The sequence below is a fragment of the Akkermansia biwaensis genome (genome assembly GCF_026072915.1).
Classification (GTDB): Bacteria; Verrucomicrobiota; Verrucomicrobiia; order Verrucomicrobiales; family Akkermansiaceae; genus Akkermansia; species Akkermansia biwaensis.
The window spans coordinates 81967-96851 of record NZ_AP025943.1; the positions used below are offsets into that span (position 1 = coordinate 81967).

Genomic DNA, 14885 nt, shown 5'->3' on the forward strand with positions numbered 1-14885 from the left:
CGGAAGCTCAACTCTTCAGCGCAATATACCTCAACACACCCGGACAGATCCTGCCCAGCAGGAAATACACGCCGCTGAGAACAAGAAAAACCGCAGGCACAGCAAGTCCCCACATCCAATAACTTCCCTCCGGCAATCCAAGCCGGATCAGGAAGCGATACACCAGAGTATGGGCGGCATATACAAGAAAGATGGAAGGCCCAAGGCGTGCGCAAAAAGACGAAAATTTCCGGAAATACCGCGTCGCCAGCAAGGAACACGACGCTATCCACAACACTCCCATGCAGAGGAACAATGCGGACTCATGCCCCCTGTGGTACACTTCCCATGCAAAAACCGCCGGAAAAACAATCAGGACATACACCCAAGCCTTTTCAACCATATCCTTTAACTCTTTAAGGGAATAAGGGCTTAAAAGCATCCCCAGGGCAAATGCGCCCAATCCTCTGGGATGAATGATGTTGCAGGCCATGTCCCCGTACTGGAACGTCAGCCTGATAGAACTTTCCGTACTGAACGGGATCAGGGCGGCTAGGCAGAGAACGGCCAGGCAGGGTCTCGGAATCCGGAACAATATGCCCGAAATCAGTACAAAAACCATTAAGTCCCTTAGGAACCATAAAATTACTCCCAGCGGAACGTGTCCGATCCCCATATTTGCCATCCATCCCAGCAGGGTGGAAGGAAATCCGAAAAGAGCCATGGAAACGAAAATCCAAAACACATAGGCGCATAAAATCAAAGCTGCCTTTTTCCAGTTCAGCCAGGATACCGGGGAAGAAGCGGCGGCATAATTCCGGGCCAGGAAATAACCCGCCGCCATAAAAAAGAAAAACACGCCCGCACGAGTCATACCAGTCACAGGACTATGATGAGTAGGAGTATGCTGAATCATTATGAAAAGCATGGCTAGAACCCGCATAATATCCACCCAGGCATCCCTGGGCTTTATTCCATTATCTGCACCGGATAAACAAAGAGGGGGGGGGGGGGGGGGTAAATAACTCATTAATTTTATTCCATTTATAAAACAACAAAGTACCCAAATGGGAGGGATGATTTTACCACAACGATGTTCCATGACAAGAGAAACCGACCCTCCGGACGTTGTACAACTTCCCATTGACAGCCGCGGCACGGTATGTTAGGCATGCCCTGCCTCCGTAAATACGGGAGGCACTTCTGGGAAGCTCGCGGCACGAGCAGGAAATAAATGGGGAATCCGGTGTGAATCCGGAGCGGTACCGCCACTGTATGTTGTCCGGAATACAACCGGGCAATGAGCCAGATCGCCAGCCTCGAAGTATTTATGAACCGTCGGCGAGTATTCCGGCATTCAGACCATACACATGCATTCATTAAAAACGCTCCGCTTGAACGGAGCAGACCATGATGGCCCGGCCCCCTTGGCGGCCGGGATTTCCCCCGCTTTTGCGGACTTTCCCTCCTGCGGCACGTACGCCGCACCGGACTCCTGCCACACCAGGCATAAAATGCAGGCCGTGGCCATGACTCTGGCCTGCCTTGGCATGCTGGCCCCGGTCCACGCACAGGACGCCGGCAGGGAAAACCTGAACGGAACCCGTGACGCCACAGTGGAAAGAACCGCATCAGACCCGGCTCTGGGAACGGTCTCCGCCACCATCAATGTGACCGGTTCCAGCAACGTACGCGGAATTTGGGGCAAATCCGATCCCCTCAGCATAGACACGATTGCGGAAGAAGCCGTTTTCAACGTTTCCTCTACCAGAAACAATGCCTTTGGCATTGATACGTCATCGGGAGCCAGCCTGGACATCGGAACCATCGCCGGCAAGTTCAACGTCTCCGCAGCCAATACCAATGCCACGGGCATCAGAAGCTACGGCAAGATGATCAACATCGGAACCATGGCGGAATCCTCCGTCATGACCATTACGGCCAACTTCTCGTCCAACGGCATCTATGCCTACCAGGGAGGACTGGACATCGGCACCTTTGCGGGGCAAATTTCCGTCACCCTGGGTACCGGGAACTTTGCGAGGGGACTGTATTCCTACGGAAACACCATGGACTACCAGGGACCGCGCTACAAGGATGTCGAAATCGGCACCATCTCGGCTACCGGCAACATCTCCGCAGTGACAACTTCCGGATATGGAGCCAGAGGTATCCAGTCCAATTACGGACGGGTGAATATTTCCCAAATCGACGGGCAAATCACCGCTAATTCCGGATCCACTGATGCCGGCGGGAAATTCTCCGCTCTCGGCATTGAGGCCAGAGAAGAGATCACGCTGGGCAACATCAGCGCTGCGGCCGCCATTACCGCCGCCTCCGGCGGCATGGATGCCTATGGAATCTACGCAGGAGAGGAATCAGGCAACCAAACCCATTCCAACATCACCATAGGCAACGTAGCCGGAACCATCCGGGCCGAGGCCATGGCCGGTACGGCCGCCGGGGCTTCCGCCACAGGCTCCCTGGCCGTGGGTGACATCAGCGGCGCCATTTCCGCCGCCTCCACGGGAAACGCGGCAGCGCACGGCCTACTGGCGGAATTCTCCCTCACCACAGGTACCATCAACGGAACCGTCAGCGCGACAACCGCCGGCGGCACGGCCGCAGCCCTGATGGGGGGTGCCGGCATCACAACAACCATCGGATCCACCGGTATGGTTGAAGCCGCGGCAACGGGAGACGGCGGAACGGCCTATGCCCTGTACAGCGGCTCCTATACGAACTCCGACTTTTCTACGGAAAACACCGCGGACAACATCACCGTCCACGCAGGCGCCTCCATCACCGGCATCTGGGAACTGGGCGGTTCCGGCAAGGAAAGCTCCGTGGATACCATCACGCTGCTCTCAGGCACGGGAAGCGATCCCGGACTGTTCGACTACACGGTGCGGACGACCGTCAACACCAACAAGTCGGATACCGCCACCCACCACTCCTCCGTTACGCTCAATGCAGGCAGTGCGGACAACAAGGCAAATTGGACCATCTCCACGGAAAAAGCCGCCGGGCTGGTCAACCGGTTCAACGTGGCCTACGGCTCTAATGTTACCCTGACCGGAGACTCCCAAATTCTCCGTGACGGAGCCCTTGTCAACAATCTGGGCACCCTGTCCGGAACAGGCACGCTTACCATTGCGAAAGACATGACGCTGATCAGCGGAACCCTGGTGCAGAATGCAGCGGGAACCGCCCTGGAAGTGGGAACCAACGGTCTGGACATCAATCTGGACCTGGCCGAAAACGCTACGGTGGGAACCACGGTACTCAACACCACGGATACCGCCTGGGTCGTCACGCTGGACCAGATCAGGCAGGGTATCAAGGACATGTACACCCCCAAGGTTGGCGGCTTTGACCTGGACAACTACCACATGACCTACCGCCTCCAGGGCCAGGTATTCCTGGGTGAAGGCACTCCCGTCATCGTGAAGCCCGGAGAAAGCATCCATATAGGGGAAGGATCCAAAGTCATCATCGGACAGGACCTGCCCGAACATGGCATCGTTCTGGAAGGCGGTGAAGCGGATCTGAGCCAGTCGGACGCCGTCATTTCTTCCGGCTCCGTCAGCGGCACTTCCGGCCAGCTCACGCTGTCGGAGGAACAAACCCTGAACTGGGAAAACTCCGGCACGGCCGGTTACCATGCCTCCGCCGCAAACGAAGGAGCCTTCGGAAATCTCAACGTCACCGCCAGGGATGGCACGATTGTCGCCGGCGGCTCCTACAAGGCGGAAAACGTCGCCATCACGAACAACGCCACCCTCATTCTGGACGGCAGGGATGCCAGCCTGGGCGTGGAAGGCGGAACCGTCACCCTGGGGGAATCATTCGCCCGTCCGGACGTTCCCGGACACCTGGTGCTGAACGGCTCCACCGTCCTGTCCGCCGTGGAAACCAACAGCGGTTCCTCCATATCCGGCTCCGGCACCTTCAAGGGACTCGTCAAATACTACGGCAGTGAACTGGTTCTGGGCAGAGAATCCTCCGCCGGCTGCCACAACTATGAAGGAGGCCTCAACGCCTGGGGAGGAGTGCAGGAATTCACGTTCTTCGTCAACGGAACGACTCCGGCAGACGCCGCCCATACCGGTGCGGACACCTATTCCCAACTGAACGTCTCTTCCACTTATTATGTGGACGGAGCCCACGTCAACGTGGTCATCGGGGACAATCTGCTCTTCAACTCGGAACAGAGCTTCTCCCTGTCCCTGGTCAACCTGGATCCCGGCACCGTTATTGATCCGGACGGAGACCTGTGGGACCTGACCGGCATCGCCCCCACGCTGAAAGGACGCACCGACCTGGTTACGGACACCGGCTTCACCGTATCCGCTGACGGACTGCACCTGATCTTCAACGGGAAAATCAATCTGGACGCCGTGAAAGCCCTGCGCGGGCAGGAAGCCTCCCGCATCGCCAACACGCTGTGGTCCTCCGTCCGGGTAGTGGACAGCTTCGCCCATACGGCGGCCTCCCAGCTTGACTTCCGCGGTCCGGGCAGGCGCAACGTCTGGTTCTCCGGCCTGGGGGATTTTATGAACGTATCCTCATCCGCAGGAATCTCCGGCCTTGACTACAAGGGCGGCGGCTATGCCCTGGGCATGGACTACTCCTGCGTAAAAGGCTGGATTACCGGGGCGGCCTTCGGCCAGACCTTCGGCTCCTTCCACTCTGCGGACAAGCAGTTCAAGGCGGACCAGGACGGGCTGATGTTCGCGCTCTACCAGCGCTACCACCGCGACCTGCACGGGGGAAACAGCTTGGACATCGACGGCTACTTCACCTATGGCCGCATGGACAACGACGCGGACGGCACACTGGGAGACAGCCCCACTACAGCCTCCTGGAACGATGATATTTACGGCTTCGGCCTGAAAGGGACCTGGAACATCCGGCTCAGTAACACGGACATCCTAAAGCCCTTCGCAGGAATCGAATTCCTGAACGGTTCCCAAGGCTCCTTCGGGGAACGTTCCGGTTCCGGCGCCGCCTGGTACCGGGACGGTTCCGTACAGAACTGGAGCATTCCCGTCGGCTTCACCTGGCAAAAACAAATCGCAGTTGGCAAAGGACAAATTCTTATGCCTCAAGCGACTGTCGCGTACGCGGGAGACGTCTCCCGACGGAACGCATCCGTGAAAACGGATGCGTTCGGCAGCGCGTTCCGGGTGGATGGCATCTATCCCGGACGCCACGCCCTCATCGTCAACGCCGGGCTGAACTGGGCCATCTCCGGCGCCTGGAGCGCCGGAGCCTTCTATCACCTGGAATGCCGGGAAAACATGACCAACCAGAGCGTCACCGCCACCGTGCGCTACTCGTTCTGATTATTTGAAAAGACACACGGAGGGAATCCACGGCGGATTCCCTCCGTTTTTCCGGAACGGCCCCACATTCATTCCACAGTAAATTCTTGACTCTCCCCGGCGGTTGATGCTTAATCCCCGCACTGCACATGCCGACGTGGCGGAATGGTAGACGCGCTCGACTCAAAATCGAGTTCCAAAAGAGTGTGGGTTCGAGTCCCACCGTCGGTACCAAAATCATCTAAAATACCTGTCTCCTGCGAAGCGGGTTTTTATTTTTTAAACTTCTCATAAATCATTTGTGCAAATCCGAGCAAGAGAACGAACTCATAAAACTCATGATGCACCTGGCAAAATGAGCATACTATTGATACCATTCTCTCCTTTGCCATCCATCCACAAAAACCAAATAGTCCTTGGACGGGAATACCACCCGGAGGATGAAAACTGGCATGCGCGTATCCCTCCGCGTCACCGTAGAGGGAAGGCAAGTTAAAACTTGCCCCCTCTCCGCAGAAAGAGAATCATATCTGAATCCCTACCTTATTCATAAGATATAAACTCTTCCGTTGAAGTTGATTGGATCAATCTGGTCTCCAATGACTTGAAAGCGTAATAAGCCCCATTGGGCTGACTATTGCCCAGGGCCAAAATATGCCGGAGTGCGCCAAGATAAATCATCCCTGCGCCACAATCCCAATAGATGTTATTCCTACCCATATAGCCAAATGTATCTCTCACTGCGTGCAAATCGGCAATCCTCAATAATCTTTGCCCATCATAGCCATTGCTTCCTATCCATAATCCGGCAGGATTGGCCGCAGACAAATTTGCCTGCTGATAGGATATGAACATATTGCAGGACGGATTGGTATTGAAGGAAGGAATGACAGATACAGTAGTATGGAGCATATATCGGGCGCTTTCCTTGTCGTAAATCAACTCACGCACCCTCACCGGATACCCTTCGGGAGAAAGTGTTGAATCTTTAATCATGTAAAACGTTACGTCAAAAATACGGGCAAAAGGAAAACCCGTACCATTTCTGGGACTGACGGTGAAAGTGTCGATATCCGCTGCTGTAGATACCACACATTCAAATAGAGATAAGGAACCGACATAAAATGTTAACTTACGTGGCGTTCGTTCGCCGTTGGTACCAAGCATGACAGGAAGCAAAAATCCCCGCCAGCCCGAATAATTGTTAACTCCAACAAACGGAGATAAATAATTAACCTCAACCGTCCCTGGAACTGGAGCGAGAGGCGAAGCCGAATTAAACAACTGCCAGCACATGCCCGGAACGGGCTGTTGCACAGATACATTGTCCCCATAAGTTTTGAAAGACGACAAGTAGGATTGAGGACTGAACGCCTCGGAAACGACAGACAGACCGGAAGCCAGCAACCTGTTGATGCCGCTGGTGGAGGTAATGGGGGAAACGTCGAGGGGAATATCGATGCCCCCACGGGCCGTGAGATTACCCGCAAAATCCATATTGCCGGAAGCGTTCACAAGAGTATCCTGCTTGGCATTCCACATTTTACGTTCTTCGTCTGTGATATAAATGGATGTATGCCCGACATACGTATTAGAGGCTGCCATAGCTGATTTGGAATCAACTGCGTAAATATTTGCCTGGGCGGCCCGCGCGATATCTTTTTTTTCTGTAACATGGGGGCTGCCATTCTCCATAGGCCCATTCAGTTCATTCTGAGAGTTCATTCTGAGATGCCGCGAGCTTCCGTCGGTAGGAGTAATTTTATTCATGATTATTCTTTGATTATTGTCTATGAATGAGTCGAATACTTCATTGCCTTACCGTTCGCAACCTGGGGCAGTTTTCTTTCATCGGAGAAAATGGCAATGAAGGACACCTTCATTTATTTATTCCAATCAGACACGTAAGGTTTTCCCAGATGCGGCAATCATCCAATCGCTTCAGAATTCCGGCTATATCTTTATGCAGAATCTCCCCGGAAATTATCCATCAGGAGGAACAGCGATTACACCCCCCTGTTTATGAATAATTCCTGGGATATTATGTTGATTATTAATGCTCTATCATCTCAAGTTCCATCGAAAACCGTCCCATTGCTGTTCCCCATGTGCGAATATTGATGAGCTGTTTGGACCAATGATAAATGATGGTGCTTCCCTGTGGAAATACTGAAAGAACCGAATAGAACAAACATAAGCTCAATCAAGACAAATGGCAGATGCCAGTTGTGACCGGACAACCCCATACTTGCATAAAACATCGTATCGGAACAACTCGGCCCTTCATCTCAAGTCGTCCCATCGGAGCCTTGCCAGGTACGGACGTGCAGTGCTCCTTTAATGCTCATCCAGGAATATTCCACTTGAAAGGCGGACCGTGCAAACCCTTTAGAAAGCCATGTTCGGAAATCGTTCAAAACGGGACTGTCTCCGCATATAAAAACGCAAATCACGGACAAATAGTTATAATATGCTTGTAATAAGAATATAAAAAACATGTCCCTTCATTTCCGACTGTTTCAGGAGATATTATAAATCTTTCAACAAAAACACTATATGGAAGTGCCCGGACATCCTCCTCCGAATAAAAAAGACCAGACTTCACAATAATCTGAATATTTAACAGAGATAGAATGTCTTATCAATATGCGGACGACGCAGCCGAACCTTTCCGGTCGGAAAGACTCAACAAATGGCTCGAATTCCCGTGTTTCAAGACGTACTAGAAGAATATATGAATCCAGCACCAGCCCTTTCACTGGCAGAAAATGTGGCCAATAAAATCAAGCAAATGATTCTCAGCGGAAGCCTGGTCAACGTATTGCCCGGCGAGCGGGAACTGGGCAACAGATTATCCGTGGGCCGGGAGACGGTCAGAAAGGCATTGACCATTCTGGAGAAGGAAAACTGGATTGCCCCGGCACGAATCAAGGTGCCAAGACGTATTCTGAAAGCCGCCGCAGACAACATGGGGCCGGACGCCTCCTCCTTCCCCATCCAGGAAAAAAAGGCCACCATTGGCTTTCTGACGTCTCAGCCAATCAAAAGACTGGCGCAAAGCGTCCTGGTGGAAGTATATACCATCCTGAAAATTCTGGAGGAGGACGGAATCAGCGTGCGCATCTTTGAAGCCCCCTGGCTTCTGGGCAACAATCCGGACAAACGGCTTGCCAAGCTGGTGGGCAAATCGGAATGCGTCTGCTGGATTCTTCACCGTTCCTCGGAGCAATCCCAGCTCTGGTTCAAGACACACGGCATTCCCTGCATTGTCCGCGGGACTTCCTATCAAAGCAGCAACCTGCCCTATCTGGACCGCCACTGGGCCGCAACCACCCATCATGCGGCACGGCATTTGTGGAACAAGGGGCACAGAACCGTAGGGTTGTGCCTCCCTCCGGATCCTTTGAAAGGCCACCACCTGATGCAGAAAGGCTTCTTCGGTTTTTCGGAACAGGGCTGGAATCCCGTTCTGATTCCCACTCCCTTTGAAACCCCTGCTTTCTTCGAACACCTGACCAGGGCTTTCACGGAACACCCGGACATGTCCGCCCTGGTGGCTACGCGCGGCAACCAGATCATTCCCATCCTTTCCTACGTGGAGGCCCGCCAGTTGAGCATCCCCGGCCAGCTCAGCCTGGTAAGCCTGACGTATGAGCCTTTCATGGAACGGCTGTTTCCCGCCATTACCTATTACGAGGAAAATTCTACCAAAACGGTCCACAAGCTCATCCGGATGCTCCGTTCCCTGATCTCCGGCAAGCACCTCAAAAGCATCTCCGTCATTCCGGAACTCCATCCGGGGCAATCCGTCATCCAGCGTCCCGTCCCGGCATCCTCGTGACCGTCTTGCGTTGCTTTCGTTCCCGCAAAAAGCCGGGCAATTCAACGGACGTCCCCGTCGGCTATTGAAAAGAGAGAAAAGGCATCCGCCTTCCTTCCGCATACGGCGGCACATTCCCCGTATCCATCATGCTCCGCTTTCCGGGATCGGGGCATGAGGCAGCGCACGGAACGCTCTTATCCGTTTGTCTGCGACATCCTCCCTTGCCGAATGCTTTATCCCGCTCTGAAAAAGAAACGGAAAAATCCCGGCGGCCGCCATATCCCGCATTTTCCGGCATTCGGGGGAAAAACCCGGAGGCTGATAATGTTTGACATCCCTCCGGCGTGCGGATAGGGTCAAACTTGATTTTGTTCCCGGCGCGGAAACACGGCGGCGGAGGCGAAAACAGGCACCTCTCTCATCCAACATTCCTCCATGAACGCATTAAAAGGAGCATGCATCATCGGGCAGTCCGGCGGTCCTACCGCCGTTATCAACGCCAGCGCTTTGGGAGCCATTCAGACAGCCCTGCAATGCGAGCATGTTACGCGCGTGCTGGGGGCCGCCAACGGCATTGAAGGAGTGCTGAACGAACGCCTGTACGACATGGCCCTGGAGGACCCGGAAGAACTGGAATTGCTTAAATACACCCCCGCATCCGCCCTGGGCTCCTGCCGCTACAAAATGGCTGATCCCTCCGTGGACGATGCGGACTACCGCCGCCTTCTGGAAGTATTCCGCAAGTACGACGTGCGTTATTTTTTCTACAACGGCGGCAACGACTCCATGGACACCTGCAACAAGATTTCCAAATTCATGCAGCAGTCCGGGTATGAATGCCGCGTGATCGGCATCCCCAAGACCATTGACAACGACCTCTACGGCACGGACCACTGTCCGGGCTTCGGCTCCGCCGCCAAATTCATAGCCACTTCCTGCATGGAAGTGCACCAGGACTTGCGCGTGTACGACAAGGGTCGCGTCACCATCGTGGAAATCATGGGCCGCCATGCCGGCTGGCTGGCCGGGTCCGCGGCCCTGGCCACTTATGCCGGAGCCGGCCCCGACCTGGTTTACCTGCCGGAAGTTCCGTTCAACATGGAAGAATTCTGGCAGAACGTAAACGGCATTTACCGGAGCAAGGGAAGCTGCATGGTGGCCGTCTCTGAAGGGGTGCGGCACGCGGATGGCCGTTTCATCGCGGAATCAGGAGACAAGGACGTCTTTGGCCACACCCAGCTGGGCGGCCTGGGCGCCATGCTGGCGGAATCCGTCAAACGACAGACCGGGGCCAAGGTCCGGAGCATTGAACTCTCCCTGCTCCAGCGCTGCGCCTCCCACGTCGCTTCCAAAACGGACATTGACGAAGCCTACATGGCCGGAAAGGCCGCTGTGGAAGCGGCCGTGGCCGGGCAGACGGACAAAATGGTGGCTTTCGAGAGAAGCACGGAAAACGGGCAGTACGTCTGCAAGGCCAAGCTCATCGGCCTCACGGACGTAGCCAACGTGGAAAAACTGGTGCCGCGCGAATGGATCAATCCCCGCGGCAACGGAATGGAGCAGCCGTTCATCGACTATGTTCTTCCGCTCATCCAGGGGGAAACGTCCATGCGGAAGGAACACTCCCTTCCCCGTTTCGCGAAGCTCAAAAAAATCCAGGCGGAACCGGTCCGGAACTGACAATCTTCCCTTTCCTCCGGGTTTTTCCGTATAACGGAGGAATCCGGAACACATCCAGCCGTTCCGCACCCCGGAGCGGTCCCTTCCCCGTACCCCTTTTCCCGGAACCGGGCGCGGAGCCAGTTACAAAAGACACAATGCGCAAGCATCATCAGCCTCCATGCCTGACTACCTGTTTCAGCATTTTTATTCCACTCTGGCCATCATCGCGTTCCTGCTCGCCGCGCTGATTCTCCACCACTACAGCAAACGCGGCAGGGAATGGATTCCGGTCCGCGCCGCCCCTTCCGGCTGCCTGGCGTTCATCATCCTGCTTACGGTGCTGACCTTTCTCGTCTCATGCCTTTTTTCCGCCATCCGCACGGGGAAAACCTGGGAAGAAGCGGTTTTCATACTGGCACGGCTACTGGCCCTGGCGGGAGCCTTGGCCGTTATCTCCCGGCTGACTAACTACTACATGCACCGTGACGGCATCAAAGACACGCTGAATCCGGGAGAAAGCACGGCCAGACTGGCCTGCCGGCTCCGGAACAGGGGAATCTGCCTGTTTCTGATCATCGGCGTCATCATTTTCATCATTGACCTTTTCACGATCACCCTCCCGGTGCCGGAACTGCCTCCGGGCTCCGCGTTCCTGATATCCACGCCCATTCCCCTGCCGGAGGAAAACGCGCCGGAAATCCTCATTTCCTCACGCGTCACCAACAGGTTCTTTGGGGAAAGCGACTTCGACCTGGTCGTCCGGAACGCGAATGGACACAAGTACGTCTTCCCTTCCATCCTGATCAACCCGGGAGGAGGAAGCGCCATTACCATCTACAGGCTGCGGCCTGCCGGGGGCCGGAATGAAGGCAGTCTTCTCTTCACCAATGAAATCCAGATATGCCTGCTCAATCTGGCCACCATGCAGGTCAAAATGCTGAGAGGCCCTTCCTCCAACTATCCCTCTGCGGACCCGGAGGACCTGTACGGTCCGGACATTGAAAATCGACTGGAAATCATAGGCCTCTACCGCGGGCGCTCCTGCATGCCCGGAGTGGAACACACCCGGGAGACACGGGCCAGACTGCTGAAAAATCTCCACGAGGTGGAATAATGACCGGAACGTCCCAAAAGGATGATTGACACCTCCTCCCGGCCCCCCTTACTCTGCCGGAAGCCAAATTATCGACAGCCATGATCAAAATCACCGCCAAAAGCACCGTCAAAGCCGGAGCCAGGGACCAATTCATCGCTACCGCCAGGGAACTGGTGGAAAAAAGCCGCGCGGAAGCCGGCAATATATCCTACCACCTGTACGAGGACATGGACGATCCCTATATCCTGACTTTCATTGAAGAATGGAAGGACCAGGCGGCCGTGGACGTCCACGCGGATTCCGAACACTTCCAGCGCATCATCCCCCTGCTCAGCGACATGACGGAAGAAGCCATTGAGATTTCCCTGTACCGGGAAGTCCTGTAGGGGCCGGAAACGGGCAAGGCCCCGCATTTCCCCTCTTTTCCGGAAAAAGGAAACGCTCCGTCCCTTTGCAGGAGACGGAGCGCCGGAGCTTCGCATAAGTTTACCGTCAGAACGCGAAGCATCCACACCCGGAGCCCCAGAAATCGGAGTATTTGGGACGGGAGGCATTGGCCATCCCCTCCATCAGCATGAAAGCGGAATGCATGCAGCCATGTTCATGGCAATGGCAGGAATGCTGATGTTCCTGCTGGAAGGGTACGCCCGCGCGGGCCGCCTTTTTCGGGTGCAGAGGCGCGCCGTAACCGCCGAATACCGCAATCGGCGACCACTCCGGCAGCACCGGAATGGGTTCCGGGTCCAGATCCTTGAACGGACCCGTGGCGTAAACGATCTTGCCGTCCATGATGGTCAGCACGGACTCGATCTTCTTGATATCTTCCTCCGGAACGGTGAAATAATCCTCGCTTAGAACGACCATGTCCGCAAGCTGCCCGGGGGCAATGGCTCCCTTCTTGCCCGTTTCCGAGGAAAACCAGGTACTGCCCTGAGTGTACAGGCGCAGAGCCTCCTCGCGGGAAAGGCAATCTTCCTCCCGGTACATGCGCGCGCCGCCCACGGTCTTCCCGGTGGTCAGCCAGTACAGGGACACCCAGGGATTGTAGCTGGCCACACGGGTGGCATCGGTTCCGGCTCCCACGGGAATGCCCATTTCCAGCATCCTCCGGACGGGGGGAGTATGTTCCGCCGCTTCCTTCCCGTAGCGGTCCATGAAATATTCGCCCTGGTAGGCCATGCGGCATTGCACGGCAATGCCCCCGCCCAGCGCCTTCACACGTTCCAGGTTCTTTTCGTCGATGGTCTCGCAGTGGTCGAAGAACCAGTGCAGCCCTTCAAAGGGAATCTCCCGGTTCACCTCCTCATACACATCCAGAAAGCGGGAAATGCTCTCATTATAGGTGGCGTGGAGGCGGAACGGCCATTTATTGGCGGCCAGCAGGCTGACTACGCCCTTCAATTCGGACTCCATATCTGCGGGAAGGTCCGGCCTGGGTTCCAGAAAGTCTTCAAAATCCGCGGCGGAAAAAACGAGCATTTCGCCCGCGCCGTTGCAGCGGTAATAATCGTCCCCTTCCCCGGGTTCCGTCATCTTGATCCACTTGGCAAAATCTTCCTTCTCTTCCTTGGGCCTCTGGGTGAACAAATTGTAGGCAATGCGCACGGTCATTTCCCCGCGCTTGTGCAATTCTTCAATCACCTCGTAATCCTCCGGATAATTCTGGTAGCCGCCTCCCGCGTCAATGATGCTGGTCAATCCCAGACGGTTGAGTTCCCTCATGAAATGGCGGGTGGAATTGATCTGGTGCTCCACGGGCAGCTTGGGTCCCTTGGCCAGCGTGGCGTAAAGAATGGTGGCATTCGGCCGGGCAATCAGCAGGCCCGTCGGGTTGCCGTCGCTGTCGTGCTGGATTTCTCCGGCGGGAGGGTTGGGCGTATCCTTCGTGTACCCGCAGGCCCGCAGGGCGGCCTTGTTGAGCATGGCGCGGCAGTACAGGTGCAGGACAAACACGGGCGTATCCGGAGCCACTTCATTGATCTCCTCCAGCGTGGGCATGCGGCGTTCGGCAAACTGGAACTCGCTCCAGCCGCCTACCACGCGCACCCATTGGCCGGGAGGGGTTCTTCTGGCCTGCTCCTTGAGCATGCGGAGGGCGTCCGCCAGGGAGGGCACGCCGTCCCAGCGCAGTTCCATGTTGTAATTAAGGCCGCCGCGGATGACGTGGAGGTGGGAATCGTTCAGGCCGGGAATAACTGTTCTTTTCCCGGCGTCTATGGCCTGGGTATCCGGCCCCTTGTATTTGGCGATGTCTTCGTCGGAACCGACAGCCAGAATTTTTCCATCCTTCACGGCAACGGCTTCGGCCATGGTGCCGCGTTCATCCAGCGTTGCTATCTTGCCGTTTGAGATCATCAAATCGGCGTAAACTTTTTCATTATTTTTCACTATTTTCATTATGGTTAGGGATTGTCTCCGCAGCCGGGCTGAAAAGCCAGGAAGACAGCATGCGGCTGATCAGCGGCATGAACACCCAGGTCAGCAGAGCCACCACGCAGGCATTGAAGAAGAGAAAGGAAAGCCATGCGGGCAGGCTGTGAATCAGGTCTCCCACAGTAATATTCAAAAGAAAAATGACGACGCACACCCCCAGATAGGTGGCCACTGCCGTCTTGTAACGCGGAGGCGTCTTCATGGGGCTGCCCGGCTGGTTCAGCCAGGCGTCCAGCCCATTCATCTCCTGCATGTCCGGTTCGCCTTCCGTATGGGCCCCCAGCAACTTCATCCAGCGTTCATACTCAGGGGAGGAAACCAGGGCCTTTCTGGCGGCGGCATTGGCAAAACGGTCCACCACCACATATTCCCCGTTCCCGTCGTTCGGCCTCAAGACGCTGATGCCCACATGCCCGGGACAACCCAGTACAAAATTGACAAAATCCCTCATGGCATGCTCAAACTGGGCTTCATGGCCCGGCAGAATGTGCCGGCGCACGACTACAGTCACTTCATCGGAAGGGTCCATGGCCTTCATGCAGTGTTCAGTGTTTCCGGAGCTTCC

Annotated in this window: 9 protein-coding genes, 1 tRNA gene and 1 riboswitch; of the genes, 6 read left to right on the forward strand and 4 right to left on the reverse strand. The window is 55.5% G+C overall.

Going from position 1 to position 14885, the window contains the following annotated elements; all coding sequences use genetic code 11:
* Positions 1–7: 7 nt before the first annotated feature.
* Positions 8–1123, reverse strand: coding sequence for an acyltransferase family protein (locus tag OQH67_RS00320; protein ID WP_336296841.1), 1116 nt, complete (start codon positions 1121–1123; stop codon positions 8–10).
* 54 nt (positions 1124–1177) lie between these two features.
* A riboswitch (cobalamin riboswitch) is annotated at positions 1178–1315 on the forward strand.
* A 34-nt stretch (positions 1316–1349) separates the two neighbouring features.
* Here OQH67_RS00320 and OQH67_RS00325 point away from each other — a divergent pair.
* Positions 1350–5327 (forward strand): autotransporter outer membrane beta-barrel domain-containing protein, encoded by a 3978-nt coding sequence (locus OQH67_RS00325; protein ID WP_215437263.1) that lies wholly within the window; start codon positions 1350–1352, stop codon positions 5325–5327.
* A gap of 130 nt (positions 5328–5457) precedes the next feature.
* A tRNA-Leu gene (locus tag OQH67_RS00330) sits at positions 5458–5540 on the forward strand.
* Positions 5541–5849: 309 nt separating this feature from the next.
* Here OQH67_RS00330 and OQH67_RS00335 read toward each other — a convergent pair.
* A complete protein-coding gene (locus tag OQH67_RS00335; protein WP_215437260.1) occupies positions 5850–7076 on the reverse strand; it encodes a hypothetical protein in 1227 nt (408 codons plus the stop codon).
* Positions 7077–8040: 964 nt separating this feature from the next.
* Here OQH67_RS00335 and OQH67_RS00340 point away from each other — a divergent pair.
* From OQH67_RS00340 to OQH67_RS00355, 4 genes are all read left to right on the forward strand, one after another.
* Positions 8041–9147 carry a GntR family transcriptional regulator gene (locus OQH67_RS00340; protein ID WP_167506785.1) on the forward strand — a complete coding sequence of 369 codons (1107 nt, stop codon included), beginning with the start codon at positions 8041–8043 and terminating at the stop codon, positions 9145–9147.
* 417 nt (positions 9148–9564) lie between these two features.
* Entirely contained in the window at positions 9565–10809 is a 1245-nt protein-coding gene (locus OQH67_RS00345; RefSeq protein WP_215437257.1) for a 6-phosphofructokinase, read from the forward strand.
* 160 nt (positions 10810–10969) lie between these two features.
* Positions 10970–11905 carry a hypothetical protein gene (locus tag OQH67_RS00350; protein ID WP_215437254.1) on the forward strand — a complete coding sequence of 312 codons (936 nt, stop codon included), beginning with the start codon at positions 10970–10972 and terminating at the stop codon, positions 11903–11905.
* A gap of 80 nt (positions 11906–11985) precedes the next feature.
* Positions 11986–12273, forward strand: coding sequence for a putative quinol monooxygenase (locus OQH67_RS00355; RefSeq protein WP_215437250.1), 288 nt, complete (start codon positions 11986–11988; stop codon positions 12271–12273).
* A 106-nt stretch (positions 12274–12379) separates the two neighbouring features.
* On the opposite strand, the gene OQH67_RS00360 is transcribed toward OQH67_RS00355, so the two are convergent.
* Together OQH67_RS00360 and OQH67_RS00365 are read right to left on the reverse strand one after the other, a co-directional pair.
* Complete coding sequence (locus tag OQH67_RS00360; RefSeq protein ID WP_251828274.1) at positions 12380–14242, reverse strand: amidohydrolase; 1863 nt, start codon at positions 14240–14242, stop codon at positions 12380–12382.
* 22 nt (positions 14243–14264) lie between these two features.
* A complete protein-coding gene (locus tag OQH67_RS00365; RefSeq protein WP_215711578.1) occupies positions 14265–14849 on the reverse strand; it encodes an antibiotic biosynthesis monooxygenase in 585 nt (194 codons plus the stop codon).
* Positions 14850–14885 lie beyond the last annotated feature (36 nt).